General features: G+C 53.6%; 24 protein-coding genes. 13 read left to right on the top strand and 11 right to left on the bottom strand.

All coding sequences use genetic code 11. The annotated features are described in order from the left end of the window. The first annotated feature begins 219 nt into the window (after positions 1-219). Both GNG26_RS08975 and GNG26_RS08970 read left to right on the top strand, forming a co-directional pair. Entirely contained in the window at positions 220-1,152 is a 933-nt protein-coding gene (locus tag GNG26_RS08975; protein ID WP_156238456.1) for a glycosyltransferase family 32 protein, read from the top strand. 314 nt (positions 1,153-1,466) lie between these two features. Then, a complete protein-coding gene (locus tag GNG26_RS08970) occupies positions 1,467-2,723 on the top strand; it encodes a glycoside hydrolase family 18 protein (protein WP_156238455.1) in 1,257 nt (418 codons plus the stop codon). A gap of 47 nt (positions 2,724-2,770) precedes the next feature. Here GNG26_RS08970 and GNG26_RS08965 read toward each other — a convergent pair whose 3' ends face one another. Together GNG26_RS08965 and msrB are read right to left on the bottom strand one after the other, a co-directional pair. After that, positions 2,771-3,049: a YeaC family protein gene (locus GNG26_RS08965; protein ID WP_103179257.1), complete on the bottom strand. Its 279-nt coding sequence runs from the start codon at positions 3,047-3,049 to the stop codon at positions 2,771-2,773. 42 nt (positions 3,050-3,091) lie between these two features. Further along, the gene (gene msrB, locus GNG26_RS08960) at positions 3,092-3,505 is read right to left on the bottom strand and encodes a peptide-methionine (R)-S-oxide reductase MsrB (protein ID WP_103179256.1); all 414 of its coding nucleotides are present in this window, start codon (positions 3,503-3,505) and stop codon (positions 3,092-3,094) included. 341 nt (positions 3,506-3,846) lie between these two features. Here msrB and gapA point away from each other — a divergent pair, with 341 nt between their 5' ends. Next, complete coding sequence (gapA, locus tag GNG26_RS08955; protein ID WP_061495017.1) at positions 3,847-4,842, top strand: glyceraldehyde-3-phosphate dehydrogenase; 996 nt, start codon at positions 3,847-3,849, stop codon at positions 4,840-4,842. A 74-nt stretch (positions 4,843-4,916) separates the two neighbouring features. Further along, complete coding sequence (locus GNG26_RS08950) at positions 4,917-5,801, top strand: D-hexose-6-phosphate mutarotase (protein ID WP_156238454.1); 885 nt, start codon at positions 4,917-4,919, stop codon at positions 5,799-5,801. Between the two features lie 46 nt (positions 5,802-5,847). On the opposite strand, the gene GNG26_RS08945 is transcribed toward GNG26_RS08950, so the two are convergent. Both GNG26_RS08945 and GNG26_RS08940 read right to left on the bottom strand, forming a co-directional pair. Further along, positions 5,848-6,702, bottom strand: a complete 855-nt coding sequence (locus tag GNG26_RS08945) for an aldo/keto reductase (RefSeq protein WP_156238453.1) — start codon at positions 6,700-6,702, stop codon at positions 5,848-5,850. A gap of 90 nt (positions 6,703-6,792) precedes the next feature. Next, positions 6,793-7,539, bottom strand: a complete 747-nt coding sequence (locus GNG26_RS08940) for a MipA/OmpV family protein (RefSeq protein ID WP_114315265.1) — start codon at positions 7,537-7,539, stop codon at positions 6,793-6,795. Between the two features lie 434 nt (positions 7,540-7,973). On the opposite strand from GNG26_RS08940, the gene yeaG reads away from it, so the two are divergent. Together yeaG and GNG26_RS08930 are read left to right on the top strand one after the other, a co-directional pair. Beyond that, complete coding sequence (yeaG, locus tag GNG26_RS08935) at positions 7,974-9,908, top strand: protein kinase YeaG (RefSeq protein ID WP_103179251.1); 1,935 nt, start codon at positions 7,974-7,976, stop codon at positions 9,906-9,908. Positions 9,909-10,034: 126 nt separating this feature from the next. Next, a complete protein-coding gene (locus tag GNG26_RS08930; protein ID WP_103823926.1) occupies positions 10,035-11,318 on the top strand; it encodes a YeaH/YhbH family protein in 1,284 nt (427 codons plus the stop codon). 44 nt (positions 11,319-11,362) lie between these two features. On the opposite strand, the gene GNG26_RS08925 is transcribed toward GNG26_RS08930, so the two are convergent. After that, positions 11,363-13,402 (bottom strand): TonB-dependent copper receptor, encoded by a 2,040-nt coding sequence (locus GNG26_RS08925; RefSeq protein ID WP_156238452.1) that lies wholly within the window; start codon positions 13,400-13,402, stop codon positions 11,363-11,365. Between the two features lie 395 nt (positions 13,403-13,797). On the opposite strand from GNG26_RS08925, the gene GNG26_RS08920 reads away from it, so the two are divergent. Next, positions 13,798-14,244, top strand: coding sequence for a DUF441 domain-containing protein (locus tag GNG26_RS08920; protein ID WP_103179249.1), 447 nt, complete (start codon positions 13,798-13,800; stop codon positions 14,242-14,244). Here GNG26_RS08920 and GNG26_RS08915 read toward each other — a convergent pair. Then, positions 14,228-15,019: a helix-turn-helix transcriptional regulator gene (locus GNG26_RS08915; protein WP_103179248.1), complete on the bottom strand. Its 792-nt coding sequence runs from the start codon at positions 15,017-15,019 to the stop codon at positions 14,228-14,230. The genes GNG26_RS08920 and GNG26_RS08915 overlap by 17 nt on opposite strands. 96 nt (positions 15,020-15,115) lie before the next feature. Between GNG26_RS08915 and GNG26_RS08910 the strand changes: the two genes are divergently transcribed. Then, positions 15,116-16,303, top strand: a complete 1,188-nt coding sequence (locus tag GNG26_RS08910) for a CynX/NimT family MFS transporter (RefSeq protein ID WP_156238451.1) — start codon at positions 15,116-15,118, stop codon at positions 16,301-16,303. A gap of 10 nt (positions 16,304-16,313) precedes the next feature. Here the strand turns inward: GNG26_RS08910 and GNG26_RS08905 are convergent, their stop codons facing one another. Continuing rightward, entirely contained in the window at positions 16,314-17,024 is a 711-nt protein-coding gene (locus GNG26_RS08905; protein ID WP_156238450.1) for a CTP synthase, read from the bottom strand. 173 nt (positions 17,025-17,197) lie between these two features. Between GNG26_RS08905 and GNG26_RS08900 the strand changes: the two genes are divergently transcribed. Beyond that, positions 17,198-17,542 (top strand): DUF488 domain-containing protein, encoded by a 345-nt coding sequence (locus GNG26_RS08900; protein WP_156238449.1) that lies wholly within the window; start codon positions 17,198-17,200, stop codon positions 17,540-17,542. 1 nt (position 17,543) lies between these two features. On the opposite strand, the gene GNG26_RS08895 is transcribed toward GNG26_RS08900, so the two are convergent. Then, a complete protein-coding gene (locus tag GNG26_RS08895) occupies positions 17,544-17,849 on the bottom strand; it encodes a hypothetical protein (RefSeq protein WP_103179244.1) in 306 nt (101 codons plus the stop codon). A gap of 348 nt (positions 17,850-18,197) precedes the next feature. Here GNG26_RS08895 and GNG26_RS08890 point away from each other — a divergent pair, with 348 nt between their 5' ends. From GNG26_RS08890 to yoaJ, 3 genes are read left to right on the top strand one after another with little or no spacing between them, the layout of a single operon-like run. Continuing rightward, a complete protein-coding gene (locus tag GNG26_RS08890; RefSeq protein WP_156238448.1) occupies positions 18,198-19,226 on the top strand; it encodes a sensor domain-containing diguanylate cyclase in 1,029 nt (342 codons plus the stop codon). A gap of 44 nt (positions 19,227-19,270) precedes the next feature. Then, positions 19,271-19,369, top strand: a complete 99-nt coding sequence (locus GNG26_RS08885) for a YoaK family small membrane protein (protein ID WP_103179242.1) — start codon at positions 19,271-19,273, stop codon at positions 19,367-19,369. Next, positions 19,370-19,444 carry a protein YoaJ gene (yoaJ, locus tag GNG26_RS22815; protein ID WP_073885218.1) on the top strand — a complete coding sequence of 25 codons (75 nt, stop codon included), beginning with the start codon at positions 19,370-19,372 and terminating at the stop codon, positions 19,442-19,444. A 51-nt stretch (positions 19,445-19,495) separates the two neighbouring features. Here the strand turns inward: yoaJ and GNG26_RS08875 are convergent, their stop codons facing one another. Further along, the gene (locus GNG26_RS08875; RefSeq protein WP_032617669.1) at positions 19,496-19,744 is read right to left on the bottom strand and encodes a GlsB/YeaQ/YmgE family stress response membrane protein; all 249 of its coding nucleotides are present in this window, start codon (positions 19,742-19,744) and stop codon (positions 19,496-19,498) included. Positions 19,745-20,106: 362 nt separating this feature from the next. Between GNG26_RS08875 and yncL the strand changes: the two genes are divergently transcribed. Continuing rightward, the gene (yncL, locus tag GNG26_RS22810) at positions 20,107-20,199 is read left to right on the top strand and encodes a stress response membrane protein YncL (RefSeq protein WP_071886459.1); all 93 of its coding nucleotides are present in this window, start codon (positions 20,107-20,109) and stop codon (positions 20,197-20,199) included. Positions 20,200-20,235: 36 nt separating this feature from the next. Here yncL and GNG26_RS08865 read toward each other — a convergent pair whose 3' ends face one another. Then, positions 20,236-20,490 (bottom strand): hypothetical protein, encoded by a 255-nt coding sequence (locus GNG26_RS08865; RefSeq protein ID WP_156238447.1) that lies wholly within the window; start codon positions 20,488-20,490, stop codon positions 20,236-20,238. Between the two features lie 33 nt (positions 20,491-20,523). After that, complete coding sequence (locus GNG26_RS08860; protein WP_156238446.1) at positions 20,524-21,426, bottom strand: LysR family transcriptional regulator; 903 nt, start codon at positions 21,424-21,426, stop codon at positions 20,524-20,526. Positions 21,427-21,461: the final 35 nt, after the last annotated feature.

The following is a 21,461-nucleotide window of genomic DNA, read 5'->3' as shown; positions in this document are numbered from 1 at the left end:
AATACGTTCCGGTTACGCAAGTAACCGGAATGAGTGCATTCATACGCTAAATTTTAACTTTTTCGGAAAAAATCTGATCCTCTTTCTTTTGCAATTCCTCTCTCATTCTTTACTACCTTTACTGTGATCTGTTGAACTTGGTTCCATACCTGTAGTCTGAATACACAATGATTAGTGGTTATACATCTACCGTCACCATCCTGAAATCAAGGGTATTCAATGAAACCTATCCCTAAAATCATCCATCAGATCTACACGCATGGGTGGTACAGATTGCCTGATGATATAAAGGATCAAATTCATACATTACGGCAAAAAAACCCAGGATGGGAATATCGGTTTTATGACGAGAAGGATATCGTTCGTTACATAAACGCTTTTTTTGGTAAGGAGATGCTGGCACTTTATCTACGCATCAACCCGGAATATGGTGCTGTGAGAGCCGACCTTTTTCGTTATCTGGTGATTTATAATGAAGGTGGTGTTTACCTTGATATTAAAAGCTTTTGTTCTCGTCCACTCGACGAATTCATTACCGGCGATTATGAAATGATTCTTTGTCATTGGGATAATGGCCTCTCAGGTAGTGATCATAAAAAAGGGTTGCACCCCGAATTGTCTTATCTTAACCATGGTGAGTATCAACAGTGGAATATCATTGCTGCACAAGGTTCTCCCCAGATGAAATGCGTCATTCGTGAGGTGATTGACAGACTGCAGAATTACAAACCCTGGGTATATGGAATAGGTATGAGAGGCGTATTACGCACCAGTGGTCCTATTGCGTATACACTTGCGCTTCGCGCAGCGCAATCTGATAATACGATAAAAATAGTTAAAAATCATCGTGATATTGGCCTTGTTTATTGCAATGTGAACAAAACAGTCCTTAAGCAGATACGCAAAAGCGCTTATGCGCGCTTACGGTCTCCTATCGTTAAGCTCAGCAAGCATGACTACTATAAATACCAGTTATGGCTGTGGTTTATTCATCCGTTAGATCGTTTAAAGAAAAACACGATCAATGAAACGCGTAACGTTGTTGAAAAAATCAAAAAACGCCGTGTAACTGTTAGTAGTAAACGAGCAGCTCTCATTTTTGGCACCTTATTGACGGCACCCGTTGCCGTGCTTGCTATATATGTTTTATAGGTGAACAAGTTAACCCGCAGAAAAAAAGCATTATGTAAATATTCGGGGCCCTGAGTACAAAAACCATAGACTCAAGTCCAGATTGCGCCTGTTACTTATGGGTATCCTGAATGTGATACGCTTGCCGCAATCTGAAATATCAGCCATTTCATTAAATAAACTGCTAAAAATCAGCAACATTCACAGCCTTGTGACTACCATGCCGTGAATGACCTCGCAGTTTTCATTTTCGCACTATGCCACGATGTTCAGGCTGTTTTTCGCCACGCCTTTCCGTGGCGTGGTTATTTTTATTAAGTCAAAGAGGAACTTGTATGAAACGTTTGCCCTTGCTGGCAGCTTTACCCCTGCTTTGCGCATCCATTGCTTCCGCCAGTTCGCTGATGTCCGTCGGCTATTTTAACGGCGGCGGCGACGTCACCGCCGGGCCGGGCGGGGATATCAATAAACTGGACGTGCGCCAGATCACCCATCTGAACTACTCCTTTGGCCTGATCTATAACGACGAAAAAGACGAAACCAATCCGGCGTTAAAAGACCCCGCTAAACTGCATCAAATCTGGTTATCACCTAAGGTTGAAGCCGATCTGGCTTTGCTCCCTGTCCTGCGTAAACAGAACCCCGCTCTCAAGGTTCTGCTCTCTGTCGGCGGCTGGGGGGCCCGTGGCTTCTCGGGCGCGGCATCCACCCCAGAGACCCGCGCAGTGTTTATCCGCTCCGCCCAGGCGATCGTAGAGAAATATGGCCTCGACGGGATCGATCTCGACTGGGAATTTCCGGTTAACGGCGCATGGGGATTGGTCGCCAGCAAGCCAGAAGACCGGGCTAACTTTACCGCCCTGCTGAAAGAACTGCGTGCCGCGTTCGGACATAAAAAACTGGTGACCATCGCGGTGGGCGCCAACGCCGAGAGCCCAAAAAGCTGGGTAGACGTGAAGGCAGTGGCGCCCCTGCTCGATTACATCAACCTGATGACCTACGACATGGCGTATGGCACCCAGTATTTTAACGCCAACCTGTATGACTCCAGCGCCTGGCCGACCGTTGCCGCCGCGGATAAATATAGCGTCGACTTTGTGGTGAACAACTATCTGGCCGCCGGGCTGAAGCCGCAACAGATGAACCTGGGTATCGGCTTCTATGGTCGCGTGCCGAAACGCGCCGTCGAGCCGGGTATCGACTGGAGCAAACCGGACGCGCAGAAAAATCCCGCGACCCAGCCCTACTTCAGCGCACAGCAGATCGCCCTGTTCAAATCACTGGGCTACGATCTGACCAAAGATACCTACGTGAAATACAACGACATTGTGAAGACGTTTTTAAACGATCCGCAGAAACGGTTTACCGAGCAGTGGGACGATGAGGCGAAAGTGCCGTGGCTGTCGGTGAAATCCGATAACGGCAATCCGCTGTTTGCCCTGTCGTATGAAAATCCGCGCTCGGTGGCAATCAAAGCCGAGTACATCAAAGAGAAAGGTCTGGCCGGGGCCATGTTCTGGGAGTACGGGGCGGATGACAATAACCAGCTGGCGAAGCAGCTGGCCGAGTCGCTGGGGATAAAACACCCGTAACGTTAAACAGGCCCGGTGAGCCATTCACCGGGCTGCAATGGTTCTGATTACTGGACCTTCAGCGTCGCAATCGGCTTCGGTGCAATACCAAAATCTTCCTTCAGCTGCTGTTTGCTTTTCATCACCATCTGGCCCTGGGTGTCGATGGTCATATGCTGCGCTTCGGTGTTATTGCGCGCCTGCCAGAGCATCACCAGCTGCAGGCAATTCTCTTTCTGCTCCGGGGTCAGGGCCACGCCATCGGCCCATTTGCCAAGCTCTACCGCCGTAACCAGACGCTGATAAACTTCCGGCGTCATGCCATTGATCATCTCTTCAATATTCATGTTAAATCGGGCTCCGAAGGAATAATTTGCTGAATCGATTTTTCAGCCTTTCGTCTGGTCGCCATTCTCGTCATCGGTGAAGCTTAAGGAGGCGGAATTGACGCAAAAACGCTCGCCTGTCGGCTGTGGTCCATCCGGGAAGACGTGACCGAGATGGGCGTCACAGTTTCCGCAACGGATCTCGATGCGCTCCATACCATGGCTGAGGTCCTTCAGATAGTGAATGGCCTCTTCACTGACCGGTTCATAGAAGCTTGGCCAGCCACAGCCAGAATCGTATTTACTCTGGGAGTTAAACAGCGCAGCGTCACAGACCAGGCAGTGGTAAACACCATCCCTTTTGTTATGCAGCAAACGCCCGGTGAATGGCGGTTCCGTCCCGTGATTTTGCGTCACGTAGAACTGCATTTCGGTGAGGTTTTTTTTCAGTTCATCGGAGTTATGTTGATTCGACATAGGCTTACATCTCGCAGTTGAAACAGACAACTTTTACTGTCGATTCTAACAAAACATTAACACTGAAGTATGAACTTTTGATCTAAACTTACTCGTTGCGCAGAGGCGGACAGACAAATGTGATCTACTCCACGTTTTTATGTGGGCAGCCCTTTAAAATTCCGTGCGCAGGCCCCATATGGGTGCAAGCTCCAAGGGAATGTGAGGTAGGTCAATCGAGCAAAGCTAATGCTAAGGATTGATTTGTCGCAATGATTGACACGATTCCGCTTGACGCTGCGTAAGGTTTTTGTAATTTTACACGCAACCTTTTATTCACTAACAAATAGCTGGTGGAATATATGACTATCAAAGTAGGTATCAACGGTTTTGGCCGTATCGGCCGTATTGTTTTCCGTGCTGCGCAGGAACGTTCTGACATCGAAATCGTTGGCATCAACGATCTGTTAGACGCTGAGTACATGGCATACATGCTGAAGTACGACTCAACTCACGGTCGTTTCAACGGCACCGTTGAAGTGAAAGACGGCCACCTGGTTGTTAATGGCAAAACCATCCGTGTTACTGCTGAAAAAGACCCAGCTAACCTGAAATGGAACGAAATCGGTGTTGACGTTGTTGCTGAAGCAACCGGTATCTTCCTGACCGACGAAACTGCGCGTAAGCACATCACCGCTGGCGCGAAAAAAGTTGTTCTGACCGGTCCTTCCAAAGACAACACCCCAATGTTCGTTCGTGGTGCTAACTTCGAAACTTACGCTGGCCAGGACATCGTTTCTAACGCATCCTGCACCACCAACTGCCTGGCACCGCTGGCAAAAGTTATCAACGACAACTTCGGCATCATCGAAGGTCTGATGACTACTGTTCACGCAACCACCGCGACTCAGAAAACCGTTGACGGCCCGTCTCACAAAGACTGGCGCGGCGGCCGCGGCGCAGCTCAGAACATCATCCCATCTTCTACCGGCGCAGCTAAAGCTGTAGGTAAAGTTCTGCCAGAACTGAACGGCAAACTGACTGGTATGGCGTTCCGCGTTCCAACTCCAAACGTATCTGTTGTTGACCTGACCGTTCGTCTGGAAAAAGCAGCAAGCTACGAAGAAATCAAGAAAGCAATCAAAGCGGCTTCTGAAGGCCCAATGAAAGGCGTTCTGGGTTACACCGAAGACGACGTTGTTTCTACCGATTTCAACGGCGAAGTTTGCACTTCCGTGTTCGATGCTAAAGCAGGTATCGCACTGAACGACAACTTCGTGAAACTGGTTTCCTGGTACGACAACGAAACCGGCTACTCTAACAAAGTTCTGGACCTGATCGCTCACATCTCCAAATAAGTGAGATGAGAAATTGATCCAAAAAGGCGACCCCTGGTCGCCTTTTTTTTGCTTTAAAGACAGAGGATTGCGTAATGATTAAAACAATTTTTGCACTTCCGGTAGTCGAACAGCTTACCCCTGTGCTTTCCCGCCGTCAGATTGACGATGTTGAAGTGATCGTAGTTGACCATCCGCAAGTTCAGGCTTCTGTTGCCCTGCACGGCGCGCACCTGCTCTCCTGGCAGCCGGAAGGTGAGATGGAAGCGCTGTGGCTAAGCGATATCACCTCCTTTAAAAAAGGGGCCGCTATTCGTGGCGGCGTACCAATCTGCTGGCCGTGGTTTGGCCCGGCGACGCAGGAGGGTCTGCCGTCGCACGGTTTTGCCCGCAACCTGCCGTGGACGCTGAAAGCCCACAACGAAGATGAGTCCGGCGTGGTGTTAACCTTTGAACTGCAAAGCGATGATGAAACGCGCAAACTCTGGCCGCACGACTTCACGCTTTACGCTCGCTTTAAGCTGGGTAAAACCTGCGAGATCGAACTGGAAGCGCACGGTGAATTTGAAACCACTTCCGCTCTGCACACCTATTTCAACGTCGGCGATATCGCTGCCGTCACGGTGAATGGTCTTGGCGATACCTTTATCGACAAAGTGGATAATGCGAAAGAAGGCCGACTGACCGACGGCGCACAGACCTTCCCGGATCGTACCGACCGCGTCTATCTGAACCCGGAAGCGTGCAGCGTTATCGAAGATACCTCCCTGAACCGCGCCATTGAAGTAATTCATCACCACCACAGCAACGTGGTTGGCTGGAACCCTGGCCCGGCGCTGTCAGTCAGCATGGGTGATATGCCGGATGACGGTTATAAAACCTTTGTCTGTGTAGAGACCGCCTGCGTTAGCGAACCGCAAAAAGCGACGGAAGAGAAACCGACCCGTCTGGGACAGACCATTCACATTGTGAAGCGTTAATGCCCTGCCCTTGCCCTCTCCATGCTGAGAGGGCATGACGCACACTTTACACCACGTCTAATGCCGTTTTGTTTTTCGGCGCAGGGAAGGCGGCATCCAGCTTCTGTAACGCCTCTGCTGAGAGGGTAATGCCCAGCGCGCCCGCGTTCTCTTCCACATGCATGATTGATGACGCCTTCGGGATCGCCATCACCCCAGGGTGACTGATCACCCACGCCAGCAGCACCTGGGCCGCCGTGGCGTTGTACTCTTTGGCAATCGCATTGACGACCGGGTGATTCATCAGCCCGGCGCGCAGTCGCCCGGCCTGCGCCAGCGGGCAATAGGCCATCACCGGCATTGACTGCTGCTGGCACCAGGGCAACAGATCATATTCGATACCGCGCGAGGCCAGATGGTAGAGCACCTGATTAGTGGCACAGGCCTGCCCGCCCGGCACCTGTCCCAGCTCCTGCATATCCGCATAATCAAGGTTCGAGACGCCCCAGCGGCCAATTTTGCCCTGCTGCTGCAGCGTCTCCATCAGTTCGACAGTCTCTGCCAGAGCGTAATTTCCCCGCCAGTGCAGCAGATAGAGGTCAATATGATCGGTACCCAGACGGCGCAGGCTGGCTTCGCAGGCGGCAATCCCTTTTTTGCCACCGGCATTCCACGGGTAGACTTTGGAGACCAGAAAGACCTTATCGCGCTGGCCCTTAATCGCCTCGCCAACCACCTCTTCCGCCCCGCCCTCGGCATACATCTCGGCGGTATCAATCAGCGTTAGCCCGCGGTCAATGCCTGCCCGTAAGGCATCGCTCTCCTGGCGGCGCTGGCTTGCCTTTTCACCCATATACCAGGTACCCTGACCGATGGCCGGAAGCACCCTGTTGTCGCCAAAGTTGACGGTTTTTTCGCTCATAATACGCTCCTGTTTGTCTGCACCACCCTAAAACAAACGGGGCCCGAGGGCCCCGTTATGATGCACAAATTGCGCAGTACAAATGCACAATCAGAAACTGTAAGTCACACCCATCGACATCAGACCGGTCCAGGACTTATCGACCATCGGGCTATCCTTCACCTCGTCACTCAGGCGGTTATAACGGCCCGTAGCGTAGACGTTCCAGTCAGAGGCAAATTTATAGCTGGCGGTCAGCTCCAGGTACGGGCTCCAGCCATCGTCTGCGTCATAGCTATGCAGACCGCTGCGGCGTGATTCTTTATGGGACACGCCATAATAGTAGTCGTTGTAGTTGTCGCTGCTGTACTCCAGACCAATACCCGGGGTGAGCGTCAGCCCGCCGTTGGTATAACGGTACAACCACGCCAGATCCCAGATATAACCGTTGCTGTTGTCGAGCGTGTCGCCAGCCAGGGCGGTGCGCAGGAAACCGTATTCGGTGTTATGGACCCAGGAAACGCCCGCCATCATGGTGCTCTTACGTTTGTCGAGCTGGCGAAGCCGATAGTTATCGCTGTCGCCTGGCTTGAAGTGCGTCGGGTCGTAATAAGCCATGATGGAGAGTTTGTCGGTCTGGTCGTTCCACAGATAGTAGCCACCGCCCAGCCCACGGAACCAGAAGTTATCGCCTTCATAGGTAATAACCGGAACCGGGTAAAAATCACGATCGTACTGTTTATAAGGGCTATTGATTACGCCGACACCAGCACCAATTGACCACTGATTCTCCGCGTATGCTGTACTCACTGAGGTGGCAACGATAATCCCCAGTGCCAGAAGTTTGAGTTTGGTCACAATCCATTCTTTCCTGTAGTCAAATAATCAGCGTGTGAAGTGTAACCGTCATCCCCCCCATTGCTCAAAATTTTTTGTCTCCTAATCATTTTGATTAACCGACTATTTTGTTTGCGGCAGATGACGAAACGCTGTCACGCGTATTACCGTTCAGTGAAAGAAGTGTGTTTGACGTTTAAGATTTGGCTATTTTTTTGGATGAGTTATTGATATGTCATTGAAATTAGTTTTTGCATACATGCAAGTTTTGCAAATGCCATCTACGCTTAATTTTAAGAAGCTGAATACCTGATCACCCCGCAGTTTCAGCCGCCCGACCTGGCACACGGGTTGCTGCTCTGGCAGTGAGGTGCAACGGATCCCGCTTCCGGGAGCCTCTACTATTCATATGAACGGCTCTTTTCCTGTGCTAAAAAACGAAAGGACGGCATGCCATGAATATATTCGATCACTATCGCCAGCGTTATGAAGCTGCCAAGGACGAAGAGTTCACACTGCAGGAGTTTCTTACCATCTGCCGGCAAGATCGCAGTGCTTATGCCAATGCGGCGGAACGACTATTGATGGCTATCGGTGAGCCAAATATGGTTGATACCGCCCAGGAGCCACGGCTTTCCCGTCTGTTTTCGAATCGGGTCGTCGCCCGATATCCTGCGTTTGAAGAATTTTACGGCATGGAAGATGCCATCGAGCAGATTGTCTCTTATCTGAAACATGCTGCTCAGGGTCTGGAAGAGAAGAAACAGATTTTGTATCTGTTGGGTCCCGTTGGCGGCGGTAAATCCTCGCTGGCCGAGCGGCTGAAATCGTTGATGCAGCGCGTGCCGATTTACGTGCTGAGCGCCAACGGTGAACGCAGCCCGGTTAACGACCATCCGCTGTGCCTGTTTAACCCGCAGGAAGATGCGCAGATACTGGATAAAGAGTACGGCATTCCTCGCCGCTATCTCGGGACGATCATGTCGCCGTGGGCAGCGAAACGCCTGCATGAATTTGGCGGTGATATCACCAAATTCCGCGTGGTGAAAGTATGGCCATCCATTCTGGAGCAGATTGCGATTGCCAAAACTGAACCAGGTGATGAGAACAACCAGGATATCTCTGCGCTGGTGGGTAAAGTGGATATCCGTAAACTGGAAAACCACGCGCAAAACGATCCTGACGCATACGGCTATTCCGGTGCGCTGTGCCGCGCCAACCAAGGGATTATGGAGTTCGTCGAGATGTTTAAAGCGCCGATTAAGGTGCTGCATCCGCTGTTGACGGCAACCCAGGAAGGTAACTACAACGGGACGGAAGGTATTTCCGCCCTGCCGTTTAACGGCATTATCCTGGCGCACTCCAACGAATCTGAATGGGTTCAGTTCAGAAACAATAAAAACAACGAGGCCTTCCTTGACCGTGTTTACATCGTCAAAGTGCCTTATTGCCTGCGGATCTCCGAAGAGATCAAGATTTATGAAAAACTGCTGAACCACAGTGAGCTGGTTCATGCCCCTTGCGCCCCGGGGACCCTGGAAACGCTGTCGCGCTTCTCAATCCTGTCGCGCCTGAAAGAGCCAGAAAACTCCAGCATCTACTCGAAAATGCGTGTTTACGACGGTGAAAGCCTGAAAGATACCGACCCGAAAGCGAAATCCTATCAGGAGTATCGTGACTACGCCGGTGTCGATGAAGGGATGAACGGTCTCTCCACGCGTTTCGCGTTCAAAATCCTCTCCCGTGTGTTCAACTTTGACCACACCGAAGTGGCCGCTAACCCGGTACACCTCTTCTACGTACTGGAGCAGCAGATTGAACGTGAACAGTTCCCACAGGAGCAGGCTGAACGTTATCTGGAGTTCCTGAAAGGCTATCTGATTCCGAAATACGCCGAGTTTATTGGCAAAGAGATCCAGACCGCCTATCTGGAATCTTACTCCGAATACGGGCAGAACATTTTTGACCGCTATGTCACCTATGCCGATTTCTGGATCCAGGATCAGGAGTACCGCGACCCGGATACCGGCCAGCTGTTTGACCGCGAGTCACTGAATGCGGAACTGGAAAAAATCGAGAAGCCTGCCGGGATCAGTAACCCGAAAGACTTCCGTAATGAGATCGTCAACTTCGTGCTGCGCGCCAGAGCGAACTTCAGCGGACGGAATCCAAACTGGACCAGCTACGAAAAACTGCGCACCGTGATTGAGAAGAAAATGTTCTCCAATACCGAAGAGCTGTTGCCGGTCATTTCGTTCAATGCCAAAACCTCAACTGACGAGCAGAAAAAGCACGACGATTTTGTCGACCGCATGATGGAGAAAGGCTACACCCGCAAACAGGTTCGCCTGCTCTGCGAATGGTACCTGCGCGTGCGTAAGTCGTCTTAACAGCCCAAAAAGCCCGGCGGCATGTAGCTTGCCGGGCCTACAACAATGTTCCGTAGGCCGGATAAGCGTCAGCGCTATCCGGCACTTACGGGCACTGAAAGTTGGCAAATGCAGTACGGGGGGCATATGACCTGGTTTATTGACCGGCGTCTTAACGGCAAAAACAAGAGCACGGTGAATCGCCAGCGCTTCTTGCGTCGTTATAAAGCGCAAATCAAACAGTCGATCTCCGAGGCCATTAACAAGCGTTCGGTGACCGACGTAGACAGCGGGGAGTCCGTCTCTATCCCGACGGATGATATTAGCGAACCGATGTTCCATCAGGGACGCGGTGGTTTGCGCCATCGCGTTCATCCCGGTAATGACCATTTTGTGCAAAATGACCGTATTGAGCGTCCACAAGGGGGCGGCGGTGGCGGCGGCAGTGGTCAAGGCCAGGCCAGCCAGGATGGTGAAGGTCAGGACGAGTTTGTGTTTCAGATCTCCAAGGATGAGTATCTGGATCTGCTGTTTGAAGATTTGGCCCTGCCGAATCTGAAGAAGAACCAGCATCGTCAGTTAAACGAATACAAAACCCACCGGGCCGGTTTTACCGCCAACGGCGTGCCGGCAAATATCAGCGTGGTGCGTTCGCTGCAGAACTCACTGGCGCGCCGTACCGCCATGACCGCGGGCAAACGGCGTGAACTGCGCGAGCTGGAAGCAAGCCTGGATATCGTGGCAAAAAGCGAGCCAGCGCAGCTGCTGGAAGAGGAGCGTTTACGCAAAGAGATCGCTGAACTGCGCGCCAAAATCGAGCGCGTGCCGTTTATCGACACCTTTGACCTGCGTTACAAGAACTATGAAAAGCGTCCTGAGCCTTCAAGCCAGGCGGTGATGTTCTGCCTGATGGACGTTTCCGGCTCGATGGATCAGGCCACCAAAGATATGGCCAAGCGCTTTTATATTCTGCTCTATCTCTTCCTGAGCCGAACCTATAAGAACGTGGAAGTGGTCTATATTCGCCATCACACCCAGGCCAAGGAGGTGGATGAGCATGAGTTCTTCTACTCACAGGAGACGGGCGGGACTATCGTTTCCAGTGCCCTGAAGCTGATGGATGAAGTGGTGAAAGAGCGTTACGATCCGGCGCAGTGGAACATCTATGCTGCTCAGGCGTCGGATGGTGATAACTGGGCAGACGATTCGCCGCTGTGCCATGAAATTCTGGCGAAAAAATTGCTGCCTGTGGTGCGTTACTACAGCTATATCGAGATCACCCGCCGCGCCCACCAGACGCTGTGGCGTGAGTATGAACATCTGCAAAGCACGTTTGACAACTTCGCGATGCAGCACATTCGCGACCAGGACGATATCTATCCGGTATTCAGAGAGCTTTTCCATAAGCAATCTGCCACCAGCAACAGTTAACGCCACCGCCGGTCATTGACCGGCGGTTTTACGTTAGCTCTCTGTCAGAACGTAACGTTCATTTTAGCCCACACGGTTCGACCCGGTTCGTTTACCGGCGTGTCGGAGGAGTAGCCAAAGCTGCTGTTCCCCGCCAGGTTCAGGTGTTCGCTGTAGTTCTTGTCCAGCAGGTTATCGACGCCGCTGCTCAGCTTCAGGTAGTTATTCACCTTCCATGCTGCGTTGGCGGAGAGAATGGCAAAGCCAGCGCTCTGATCGAAATCTTTCCCGACCACGTTACCTTCGTTCATCGCCACCCGATGCTGCGGGCTCACCATGCGCAGCAGGCCGGTTGAACTCCAGTCGCCCTGCTCCCACGTGAGGCCAAGACGTGCCTCCAGCGGCGGCATTTGCGGCAGCGGCTGGTGATCGTCCGTGTTCTCTCCCCAGGAGTAGTTAAGGGTGGCATCGGTTTTCCACTGATCGCTCAGCTGATACGAGGCACCCATCTCCCCGCCCATAATGGTGGCATCCACGTTGTCGGCCTGGCTGACGTGGGAATCGTTTGGATCGTAGCTAAACAGGATAAAGTCGTTAATGCGCCCGACGTAGGCGGAGATCCACCCGGTGGTACGCTCGCCTTTGTACTGGGCGCCGAGGTCAAGCTGGGTGGTTTGCTCTGGTTTGAGATTATCAAAAACATCCGAGGTGCCGTCCGGGCCATAGGTAGGCGAAAACAGCTCCCAGTAATCGGGGAAACGTTCGGTATAACCGAGCCCGGCGTAGACCATCGCCGGTGCCGTGCCCAGATTATGCTCCACGCGCAGGAAGCCCGCCGGAAGGGTATCCTCGCGGCTGTCGCTGCCGATGCCGGTATAGTTATCCACTTCGACCTTATCCAGACGCGCGCCGCCAATCACTTTACTCAGATCGGTCGCATTCCACGTCAGCTCGCTGAACGCGCCGTAATCGTGAAAACGTGCATCCTCCTGCCAGCCTTTGTCCTCATCATCTTCATTACTGCGATGGGTGTTGGTCTGCATATCCAGCCCGCTTTGCAGCTGGAAATCTGACCATAGCCAGGTCCCCAACATCCTGCCGCCGACGGTGCGACGATCGACCTGTTTTTCCATCGGCATCGACATATCCATCGATCCCATCGGCATGCCGTTCATGGAGCCGGAATCCGGGGTGCCGGGGGAGCGCATGGAGTAGTTGTCCATGATGTGGTTGGCGTAGTTGTAATAGGCGCTCATCTCCAGGGAATCGAAAACGTCGCCGATATTCTCTTTCTTAAAGCGCAGGCCCAGGCTTTCGCGCTTGAACTGGGATCCGTCCATGCCGCGCCCGGCATAGCTTGCGTCGCCATCCCCCTGACCGGCGGTGAGTTCCAGTAACGTATCCGCATCCGGGGTCCAGCCGATGGCCAGATCGGTGTTCCACTTGTCCCATTTCGAGGCCACGCGGTCGCCGTTACCGTCTTTGTAGTCGCCCGATTTCGATTTATTGCCGTTGAGACGTACATAACCCGTCTCGTTACCAAAGCTGACATCGGCATTTTCATCAAAGCGGTCATTCGAAGCGGCGAGGAAGCTGGCGTCGCCCTTGATGCCGGCGCTGTCAAAACGGGGCGGTTCACGTTCGAAGCGTACCGTCCCGGCGGAGTTCCCCGGCCCCCAGAGCACGGTTTCCGGCCCTTTGGTGACCGTCAGCAGATCGTAGCTTTCCGGCGATATGTACGAGCTTGGCGCATCCATTCGCGCCGGACAGGCGCCCAGCATTTCGCTGTCGTTGGTCAGCAGGCGAAGACGCGAGCCAAACATGCCGCGAAATACCGGATCGCCATTGCTGCCGCCGTTACGGATCTGGCTAAAGCCGGGGATGGTTTTAAGGTAATCCGAGCCGTCACTGGCTGGCACCGGCTGGCGCGGAGTTTTAGGCGACGTGACAACTTCAAGTGGAGAAAGAACCGGGGCCGTCACGGTGATCACATCCTGATCGTTAACCGGCGCTGTGCTGATAGTGTCCGTGGCAAGCGCTGCGCCGGAAAAGAGGGTCATCAGCGCCAGAGCCAGGGGATGGGGGTTAAACGTTAATTTTTTCATTGCTGTGCCTGAGCGAAGAGTGGCGTGGTGTACCGCTGCCAAACCGAATCCTTTCGTTAACGAAAGTGCTTAACGAGCAGGCACATAAACTGACGTAAATTTTGCAGAAGTGTGTACACCGGAACAACGCTGCTTGAAGAGAATAAGAGCTGTAGAAAAAAGTTGAAAATTGTCATGTTGTTGGTTTTGCTGATACTTAACGTCAGCGGTGATTGTTCGAAAAGTACGCCATTTTCCCGCCTCTGACACGCCTGTTCATTGGCGTTAGTCCGCCCCGCATCTCTACTTCAGGCAATCGCCCAAATCACACTCTTTTTTGCACAAAACCCTTTTTACCGGCGCGCGAGCACGTAAAGTAAGCAGGCTTACTTTTCTATTTTGGCAAGGAATACCACATGTTTGACCCTACCCTGCTCATTCTTCTGGGCCTGGCCGCGCTGGGCTTTATCAGCCATAACACCACGGTCGCAATATCAATTCTGGTGCTGATCATCGTCCGCGTGACGCCGCTTAGCGGTTTTTTCCCGTGGATTGAAAAACAAGGACTAACCGTGGGGATCATCATCCTGACCATCGGGGTGATGGCCCCCATTGCCAGCGGCACTTTACCGGCCTCTACGCTTATCCATGCTTTTATGAACTGGAAATCGTTGATCGCTATTGCCGTGGGGGTATTTGTCTCCTGGCTTGGCGGTCGCGGCGTTACGCTGATGAGCTCCCAGCCCACGCTGGTCGCCGGCCTGCTGGTGGGTACGGTGCTGGGCGTGGCGCTCTTCCGCGGCGTCCCGGTCGGCCCGCTGATCGCCGCCGGGCTGGTGTCGTTGTTTATCGGGAAGTCGTAGCGAGGCTGGCGACATACCGGGCCGGGGTCTGGCCCAGCCCCTTTTTGAACATCGTGATAAACGCCGTGGTGGAGTCATAACCCAGGTTTTGCGCCACCTGCTGCACCGACTGCCCGCTAATGAGCCCTTGCAGGGCGACAATCAGCTGGAGCTGATGCCGCCAACGGCGAAAGCTGAGCCCGGTTTCGCTGACCACCAGCCGGGCGAGATTGCGCTCACTCATCGCAAAATGGCGCGCCCACTGGTGCAGCGTCTGCCAGGCGGCAGGCGATTCGGCCATGGTGTCACTCATCAGGCGGATTTTGGGGTGCGTGGATACCGGGAGCTGCAACTGCTCCTGCGGCTGTCGGGGCAGCTCATCAAACAACACCTGCACCAGCCGCCGGGTGGCAGGCTCCTGCTCAGCGGGGCTGCGCTCCGCCAGGGTCAGGATCAACTCCCGCACCAGAGGTGAAATTTTCAGGGTGCAGCAGCGGTCCGGCATCGATACCGCGCCAGGTTCAATAAACAAAAAGCAGAGGCGGGCGCTGGGCGTGGCCTTATTGCTGTGCGGCAGCAGGCCGGGGATCCAGACGGCGAACTGCGGGGGCACCATCCACATGGCATTTTCCACCTCGCAGGTAATGGCCCCGTGCAGGGCGAGGATCAGCTGACCTTTGCGGTGCTGGTGGAACGGAATGCGCTGCTCGTCTTCCACCACGCGCACATGAAACGCCACCGCAGGATCGTGCTGGCTGTCGGGATCGTATCCCGCAAGGCCGAGTCCAGGCATCATTTTGTCCGATATTAGCGATAATCTGTCATTTTAGCTTGATTTCAACCACGGTGAAAATGCGTATCCTGTAGCCTCATTTCGACGTAAGAGATTCCCATGACCCTTGCCCTTTCTGCTACCGGCAAACAGCGAGCGCTGTTGATTGCCGGGATCCTGATGATTGCCACCTCACTGCGGGTGACCTTTACCGGTGCAGCGCCGCTGCTGGATGCTATTCGTACAGATTATGCCCTGACCACCGCCCAGACCGGGCTGCTTACCACCCTTCCCCTGCTGGCCTTTGCGCTGATTTCGCCGCTGGCGGCTGGCCTCGCCCGGCGCATCGGAATGGAGCGCAGCCTCTTTATCGCCCTGCTGCTGATCATCGCTGGGATTGCCTTGCGTTCGCTTCCCTCTTCAGCATTGCTGTTTGGCGGCACCGCCATCATTGGCTGCGGTATTGCGCTGGGCAACGTCCTGCTGCCGGGGCTGATCAAACGTGATTTCCCCGGCCAGGTGGCGAAACTTACCGGGGCGTACTCCCTGACCATGGGAGCTGCCGCCGCGCTGGGCTCGGCGCTGGTGGTGCCAGTTGCCCTGAGCGGCGCGGGCTGGCACGGCGCGCTGTTAATGCTGATGGTATTTCCTCTGCTGGCCCTGCTGCTGTGGCTCCCGCAATGGCGTCAGCGCCCTGCCGGTTCCCTGAGCGGCGCCCGCGCCCTGCACAGCCGGGGCATCTGGCGTTCCGCACTGGCCTGGCAGGTGACGCTGTTTCTGGGGATTAACTCGCTGATTTACTATGTAATTATTGGCTGGCTTCCGGCGATCCTACAGAGTCACGGATACAGCGAAACCGAGGCGGGTTCCCTGCACGGGTTGTTACAGCTGGCGACCGCGGCACCGGGAATTGTCGTGCCGCTGATCCTGCTTCGCCTGAAAGATCAGCGCGGTATCGCCGGACTGGCGGCGATGATGTGTGCGGTAAGTGCTGCCGGGCTGTGGTTTGTGCCGACGATGGCGGTGATGTGGACGCTGATTTTTGGCTTTGGCTCCGGTGCCACGATGATCCTCGGCCTGACGTTTATTGGCCTGCGCGCCAGTTCGGCCCATCAGGCGGCAGCCCTTTCCGGGATGGCGCAATCGGTCGGCTATCTGCTTGCCGCATGTGGCCCGCCGCTGATGGGTAAAATCCATGATGCCAACGGCGACTGGCGGATCCCGCTGCTGGCCTGTGCGCTGGTGTCAGTCATCATGGCCGTGTGCGGGATCCTTGCCGGGCGTGACCGGGAGATCACAGCCGGCTAAGCCCTTTTATTCAGTAACTCTGTGCCGCGCGAAGCAGCGCCTGCACCAGCGGCGCAGGACGCCCTGCAAGGGCTGCGCGCTCGTGCTGGAACAGCGTCGCCACAAAGAACGGATGGGTGACCAGTTCAATGGCGCGGATCTCCCCCTGCGCGTCCCAGCCGGTGACGCGCATATCGCCCTTCTCCAGCTCCTGTGCAAATTCAGGCGAAACGCCATAATTGCAGCGATATTCTTCCTCAATCTCCTCCTGACCATAGGCTTTAGCGATCAGGGTGTTGGCGCGTAGTTCAATGGTATCGGCGACCTCCACCAGCGAGCAGGTCAGTGGGGCAATGACCATTCGCCCTACGGTATCGGTTTCTGCGTGGGCGGCATCCTGCCAGCCCAGAACGTTACGCGCATATTCAATGAGCGCATGCTGAAATCCGCCGCAGGTGCCCAGAAACGGCACGCTGTTCTCACGGGCATACCGCGCCGCAATGAACGCAGCGTCAGCATTTTTATAAGGACTTGCAGGAACCAGCCAGATCGCGTCGTAGCCGACCAGGTCTTCCGGGCTGCTTAATTCGGTGGTGGCCAGCCAGTCGTAGTCGGCGGTAATGTCCAGCACCGCGGCGGCATCATCAATGGCGAGAGGGATCGCCTGGTGAGCCGGCACGTCATGATTGTAGTCGCCGACCAGCGCAATTCGGAGAGTATCTTTTCGGGCCGAGAGTTCCATAGAGTGATCCTTATGCCAGATAAATATCAGATAACATAAGGCGCGTCAGACTACCGATCTTTCGTTGATATCACAACACCTTAAAATAAGTGGGCGAAAGCGGAAAGCCAACCTGTGATAGCGTTACGATCGTGACCGCCAGCACCGCATCACCCGGATTAAGGAGCAAGAGAATGATTCAGTGCAAACGACTGTATGACGAAGCAGACCAGAATGATGGCTACCGTATACTGGTGGATCGGCTCTGGCCGCGGGGCATTAAAAAGGCGGCGTTAGCGTGCGATGAGTGGTGTAAAACGCTGGCGCCTTCCAATGGACTCCGCAAGGACTTTCACAGTGAGGCGATCGATTTCGCCAGCTTCAGCAAACTTTATCGTCAGGAGCTGGCGTTGCAGGAGGATGAGGGGCGGCGCATTGCCCGTCTGGCAGACAACCAGACCGTGACGCTGCTCTATGGCGCGAAAGACCGGGAGCAAAATCACGCGCTGGTGTTAGCCGACTGGCTGCGTGAGCTGTAATTCAGTCCAGCATCAGCGCGTCGAGAGTTTCAGGCGCCTCTTCAGGAGTGAGCGGCATCAGGTGTTCCGGGCGAACAAACGCAAAGCCGTGCTGGTTATCCACCGACCAGACATCACCGGTCACCAGCCACAGGGGACGTTCTGCCCCTCGCGGCAGCTCGGTCACCACGCCGTTGACCGGGTTTAAAAAACGCTGCCCCGGCTGACAGAGGCTAAACAGCTCCACAGATTTACCAATATTGCGACGACCTGCTGGCGTGCGGGCGCCGATAACCATCGCCAGGCTGCCCGGATTTAACTGGAACATACTTCCTCGTGCTGGATACTGAGAGTTTAAGAATTATCTTAGCAAAGTTTATCTCAGCCGGTCTGCCCTGTCACCAGGGGGAGCGGTTAATCTTTCTCCATGATTTCTTCATTCTGGCGACATCTTTCCTCGCTATAGTGATGTCGTTCTCGCAAAGACCAGAGAACATCATTCCGTAATCAAGCTGTTATTTTCCCCGGCCCTGCGCCGGGGCTTTTTCCTCCAGAATGTGACGTTCCTCGCCTGAATATATGAAATGTTGTTAATTCATGTTTTACTATCCGCCGTCAATCTTTGAGCAAATCAGACAGGTACAGAAATCATCTGTAAGGGGAGTTGAGCAGCGTCATGTCGGATATTATTCTTGCCCGTGTTTCAGAAACGCTCAGCACTGAGCAATCACTTGAGGGCCTGGTGCGTCAGCTGCTCGAAATGCTTGAGATAGTGACTGGCATGGAGTCCACCTACCTTACCAAAATTGATATCAACGCCCGGCTGCAGCATATTCTCTACGCCAGAAACAGCAAACAGATGCAAATCCCGGAAGGGCTCAGCGTTCCCTGGGGGGATACGCTGTGTAAACGGGCGATCGACTCCGACTGCTTCTATAGCGATAACGTACCTGAACGCTTTGCGGACTGCGACGCGGCAAAAGCGCTGGGTATCACCACTTACGTGAGTATCCCGGTCCATCTGACGGATGGTTCGCTCTATGGCACGCTGTGCGCCACCAGCACCCTTAAACAGCCGCTGAGCGAACGCGGCGAGCAGGTTTTACAGCTCTTCGCCGGGCTTATCGCCCAGTACATTGAGAAAGAGTCGCTGCTCCGGCAGTTACGCGAAGCCAACGCCGCTCTGATTGCTTACTCCTATACCGATGCCCTTACTGGCCTGCCGAACCGCCGCGCCATCTTCGAGAACCTCACAACCCTCTTCTCGCTCGCGCGCCATATGAACCGCAACGCCATTATCGCCTACATCGACCTGGATAATTTTAAGCTCATTAACGATCGCTTTGGTCATGAGGCGGGCGATCGGTTCCTGGTTGAGGTGGGCAAGCGCCTCAACGACGGACGCGACGAGGATGATATCGTCGGCAGGCTGGGTGGCGACGAGTTCCTGGTGGCCTGCTTGAGTAATGATAGCGAAAGCGGTGAGCAGACGTCGCTGACGGTGCTGAAGAGACAACTAAGCGCGCAGATCGCCGGGGAGTACTGGCTGGGGGATGTGCATCTGGTCTACCCGGGTGCCAGCCTGGGGGTGATTGAGGTGGATCCTGCCAAACTGGATGCCGATAGCGCGCTGCGGACAGCCGACGCCGCCATGTACAGCGATAAAAAAGGGAAACGGAAAACGCCCTTTCTCAATATCGATTAACCCCGTACACTCGACGGGTTTGGTATTTCAGGACAGGTGATAGCATGCGGCTTGGTATTCTGTTCCCGATCGTGATTTTTATCACGGCGGTGGTGTTTTTAACGTGGTTTTTTATCGGCGGCTACGCTGCGCCTGGGGGATAAATGAGAAAAACGACGATTATCATGCTGATTGTCGCCATTGTGGCCGTGGCCGGAAGCCAGTTAGGCTGGTGGTAAATCGCGAAAAAAGACCGCCCATTGGCGGTCTTTTTTCTGAAGTGTGTCGGGTTAGCTTCTTACCTTACGGTAAATAAACAGCACCACCAGCGCACCAATTACTGCAACCATAAAGCTGCCGAAGTTAAAGCCATCGACTCTGCCGAATCCGAACAGGGTACTGATCCAGCCACCCACTACGGCACCGATGATGCCCAGAATGACCGTAACGATGAACCCACCGCCATCTTTGCCCGGCATGATCCACTTCGCCAGAATACCTGCAATAAGCCCAAAGATAATCCAGGATATGATTCCCATAACTGCTTTCCTCTCTGTATGGTTTTTGTCGTCAAATCAAGTACACAGAAAGCTTAGCACAGGATTCAGAAATGCAAGTTTGTGATAGCCATCACGTGAAGATTTTAAGATTAAGTCCACAAAGGGCGTCCCACACAAAAGATGGGGTTGCAATCGTTAATGAGAAACATTATCTTTCTCAACACTGAATAGTTGAGCAAATCACTCAGGTATTCAGTACGACATTGCTCACATTGCTTCCAGTATTACTTGCCCACGTTTCGTGGGCTTTTTTTTGCCTGTTATCTTGCGATTTGACGTTCTGGAATTTGCGATTACGCTTATTAGCACAATCCCAGTACAGCCATAATGGTATTGATAACATGAATGTTTCCAGCAGATTCGTGATTTGTATTAACCTTGTTTGTGCCAGTTCCTTGTTGCTTATACTTTCGGACAAATTTAACTGGTTTTAACGTGAGCAGACCCGGCATCCCGCCGGGTTTCATCTGTTAATCATCCCCTTCGATTAAAAACCCTGCCCGACGTATCGCCTCCTTGCTGTCGGTGACGCCTGCCGCGTATCCGGCCTCGATATCGCACACCGGGCTGGCGCTGACATAAGGGAGCTTCACTTCGGTTGCGAGAAGCTGCTTCAGGCGGGCGTTCTCCTGGCGGAGGGTCAGAAGTTCGGCGGCAAGCTCTGCTGGCGTAACCGCGGAGAGTTCACCTGCGGCAATGCGGCGAAGCGCTGTATCATCAAGCATTATTCCTCCTGCGTAACCATAAAAAACGACTTCCTACCAGGCACTATTTCCAGAAAATCTCTCAATCATCCAGTCGATGAATATTCTCAATCGGCCATTTAACGGCTTTGTTGGCGGGTAAATAATAGAGACAGGAAATTGTCTGTGCGTAACGTCTTCAAGAACAGGAACAAGTTCACCCGATGCTATAAAGCGACGGCTTACGGAAGCATGTGTTTGCCCGATGCCCATACCGTGAACAAGCATACTTATCAGCGCGGCACTGTCATTCGCGGCGATATCAAATGCTGCCAACTGTTTTTCGCCTCCCCTGCTCATGAAACGCAGCGGCCAGGCCTCACCGGTTGCAGCACTGAAATAGCCGACGATTTTATGTCCATTTTCAAGGTCCGTCAGTTTCCTCGGCACACCATATTGTTTCAGGTAGCCGGGGCTTGCACAGGTGATTAAGCGATCTTTATACAGCGTTCGCGCAATCAGAGAAGAATCCGTCAGCTCACCTGCGCGAATGGCGCAGTCAACACCTTCCTCTATGAGATTCACCGGGCGATCGCCCACCCCAAGCGCCAGCTGTATATGGGGATAGCGTTCACGAAACTCTTCGAGTACCGGCATCAGGACAAAATTCGCCAGCGAGGAGTGAAGATCAATGCGCAGCCTTCCTTTCGCGGCGGCGCCCATATCCCGAATGGCACCTTCGGTTTCATCAAGTTTAGTGACGAGCTTACTGATCCTTCTGTAATACTCGGCACCCTCAGTCGTTAAGGTGACAGTACGTGTCGTGCGCTGTATCAGCTTAGTGCCTATATGTTCCTCTAATGATTTCAGATTCTTACTGACAGTGGAGCGCGGCAAATCCAGGTGTGCTGCGGCCTTTGTGAAAGAGCGCGTCTCTACGATGCGCTGGAATATGCGTATAGCTAACAGATGATCCATGCCTCTATTTTAAAGTATGCCAACTGATTGTGCAC

The sequence above is a fragment of the Leclercia sp. J807 genome (genome assembly GCF_009734465.1).
Lineage (GTDB): Bacteria > Pseudomonadota > Gammaproteobacteria > Enterobacterales > Enterobacteriaceae > Enterobacter.
This window is presented reverse-complemented; position numbering and strand designations above follow the sequence as displayed.

Bases quoted from the DNA above. Each gene is read 5' to 3' on its own strand.
- GNG26_RS08975 (WP_156238456.1), top strand. From the start codon at position 220: ATGAAACCTATCCCTAAAATCATCCATCAGATCTACACGCATGGGTGG.
- GNG26_RS08970 (WP_156238455.1), top strand. From the start codon at position 1,467: ATGAAACGTTTGCCCTTGCTGGCAGCTTTACCCCTGCTTTGCGCATCC.
- GNG26_RS08965 (WP_103179257.1), bottom strand. From the start codon at position 3,049: ATGAATATTGAAGAGATGATCAATGGCATGACGCCGGAAGTTTATCAG.
- msrB (WP_103179256.1), bottom strand. From the start codon at position 3,505: ATGTCGAATCAACATAACTCCGATGAACTGAAAAAAAACCTCACCGAA.
- gapA (WP_061495017.1), top strand. From the start codon at position 3,847: ATGACTATCAAAGTAGGTATCAACGGTTTTGGCCGTATCGGCCGTATT.
- GNG26_RS08950 (WP_156238454.1), top strand. From the start codon at position 4,917: ATGATTAAAACAATTTTTGCACTTCCGGTAGTCGAACAGCTTACCCCT.
- GNG26_RS08945 (WP_156238453.1), bottom strand. From the start codon at position 6,702: ATGAGCGAAAAAACCGTCAACTTTGGCGACAACAGGGTGCTTCCGGCC.
- yeaG (WP_103179251.1), top strand. From the start codon at position 7,974: ATGAATATATTCGATCACTATCGCCAGCGTTATGAAGCTGCCAAGGAC.
- GNG26_RS08930 (WP_103823926.1), top strand. From the start codon at position 10,035: ATGACCTGGTTTATTGACCGGCGTCTTAACGGCAAAAACAAGAGCACG.
- GNG26_RS08925 (WP_156238452.1), bottom strand. From the start codon at position 13,402: ATGAAAAAATTAACGTTTAACCCCCATCCCCTGGCTCTGGCGCTGATG.
- GNG26_RS08920 (WP_103179249.1), top strand. From the start codon at position 13,798: ATGTTTGACCCTACCCTGCTCATTCTTCTGGGCCTGGCCGCGCTGGGC.
- GNG26_RS08915 (WP_103179248.1), bottom strand. From the start codon at position 15,019: ATGATGCCTGGACTCGGCCTTGCGGGATACGATCCCGACAGCCAGCAC.
- GNG26_RS08910 (WP_156238451.1), top strand. From the start codon at position 15,116: ATGACCCTTGCCCTTTCTGCTACCGGCAAACAGCGAGCGCTGTTGATT.
- GNG26_RS08905 (WP_156238450.1), bottom strand. From the start codon at position 17,024: ATGGAACTCTCGGCCCGAAAAGATACTCTCCGAATTGCGCTGGTCGGC.
- GNG26_RS08900 (WP_156238449.1), top strand. From the start codon at position 17,198: ATGATTCAGTGCAAACGACTGTATGACGAAGCAGACCAGAATGATGGC.
- GNG26_RS08895 (WP_103179244.1), bottom strand. From the start codon at position 17,849: ATGTTCCAGTTAAATCCGGGCAGCCTGGCGATGGTTATCGGCGCCCGC.
- GNG26_RS08890 (WP_156238448.1), top strand. From the start codon at position 18,198: ATGTCGGATATTATTCTTGCCCGTGTTTCAGAAACGCTCAGCACTGAG.
- GNG26_RS08885 (WP_103179242.1), top strand. From the start codon at position 19,271: ATGCGGCTTGGTATTCTGTTCCCGATCGTGATTTTTATCACGGCGGTG.
- GNG26_RS08875 (WP_032617669.1), bottom strand. From the start codon at position 19,744: ATGGGAATCATATCCTGGATTATCTTTGGGCTTATTGCAGGTATTCTG.
- yncL (WP_071886459.1), top strand. From the start codon at position 20,107: ATGAATGTTTCCAGCAGATTCGTGATTTGTATTAACCTTGTTTGTGCC.
- GNG26_RS08865 (WP_156238447.1), bottom strand. From the start codon at position 20,490: ATGCTTGATGATACAGCGCTTCGCCGCATTGCCGCAGGTGAACTCTCC.
- GNG26_RS08860 (WP_156238446.1), bottom strand. From the start codon at position 21,426: ATGGATCATCTGTTAGCTATACGCATATTCCAGCGCATCGTAGAGACG.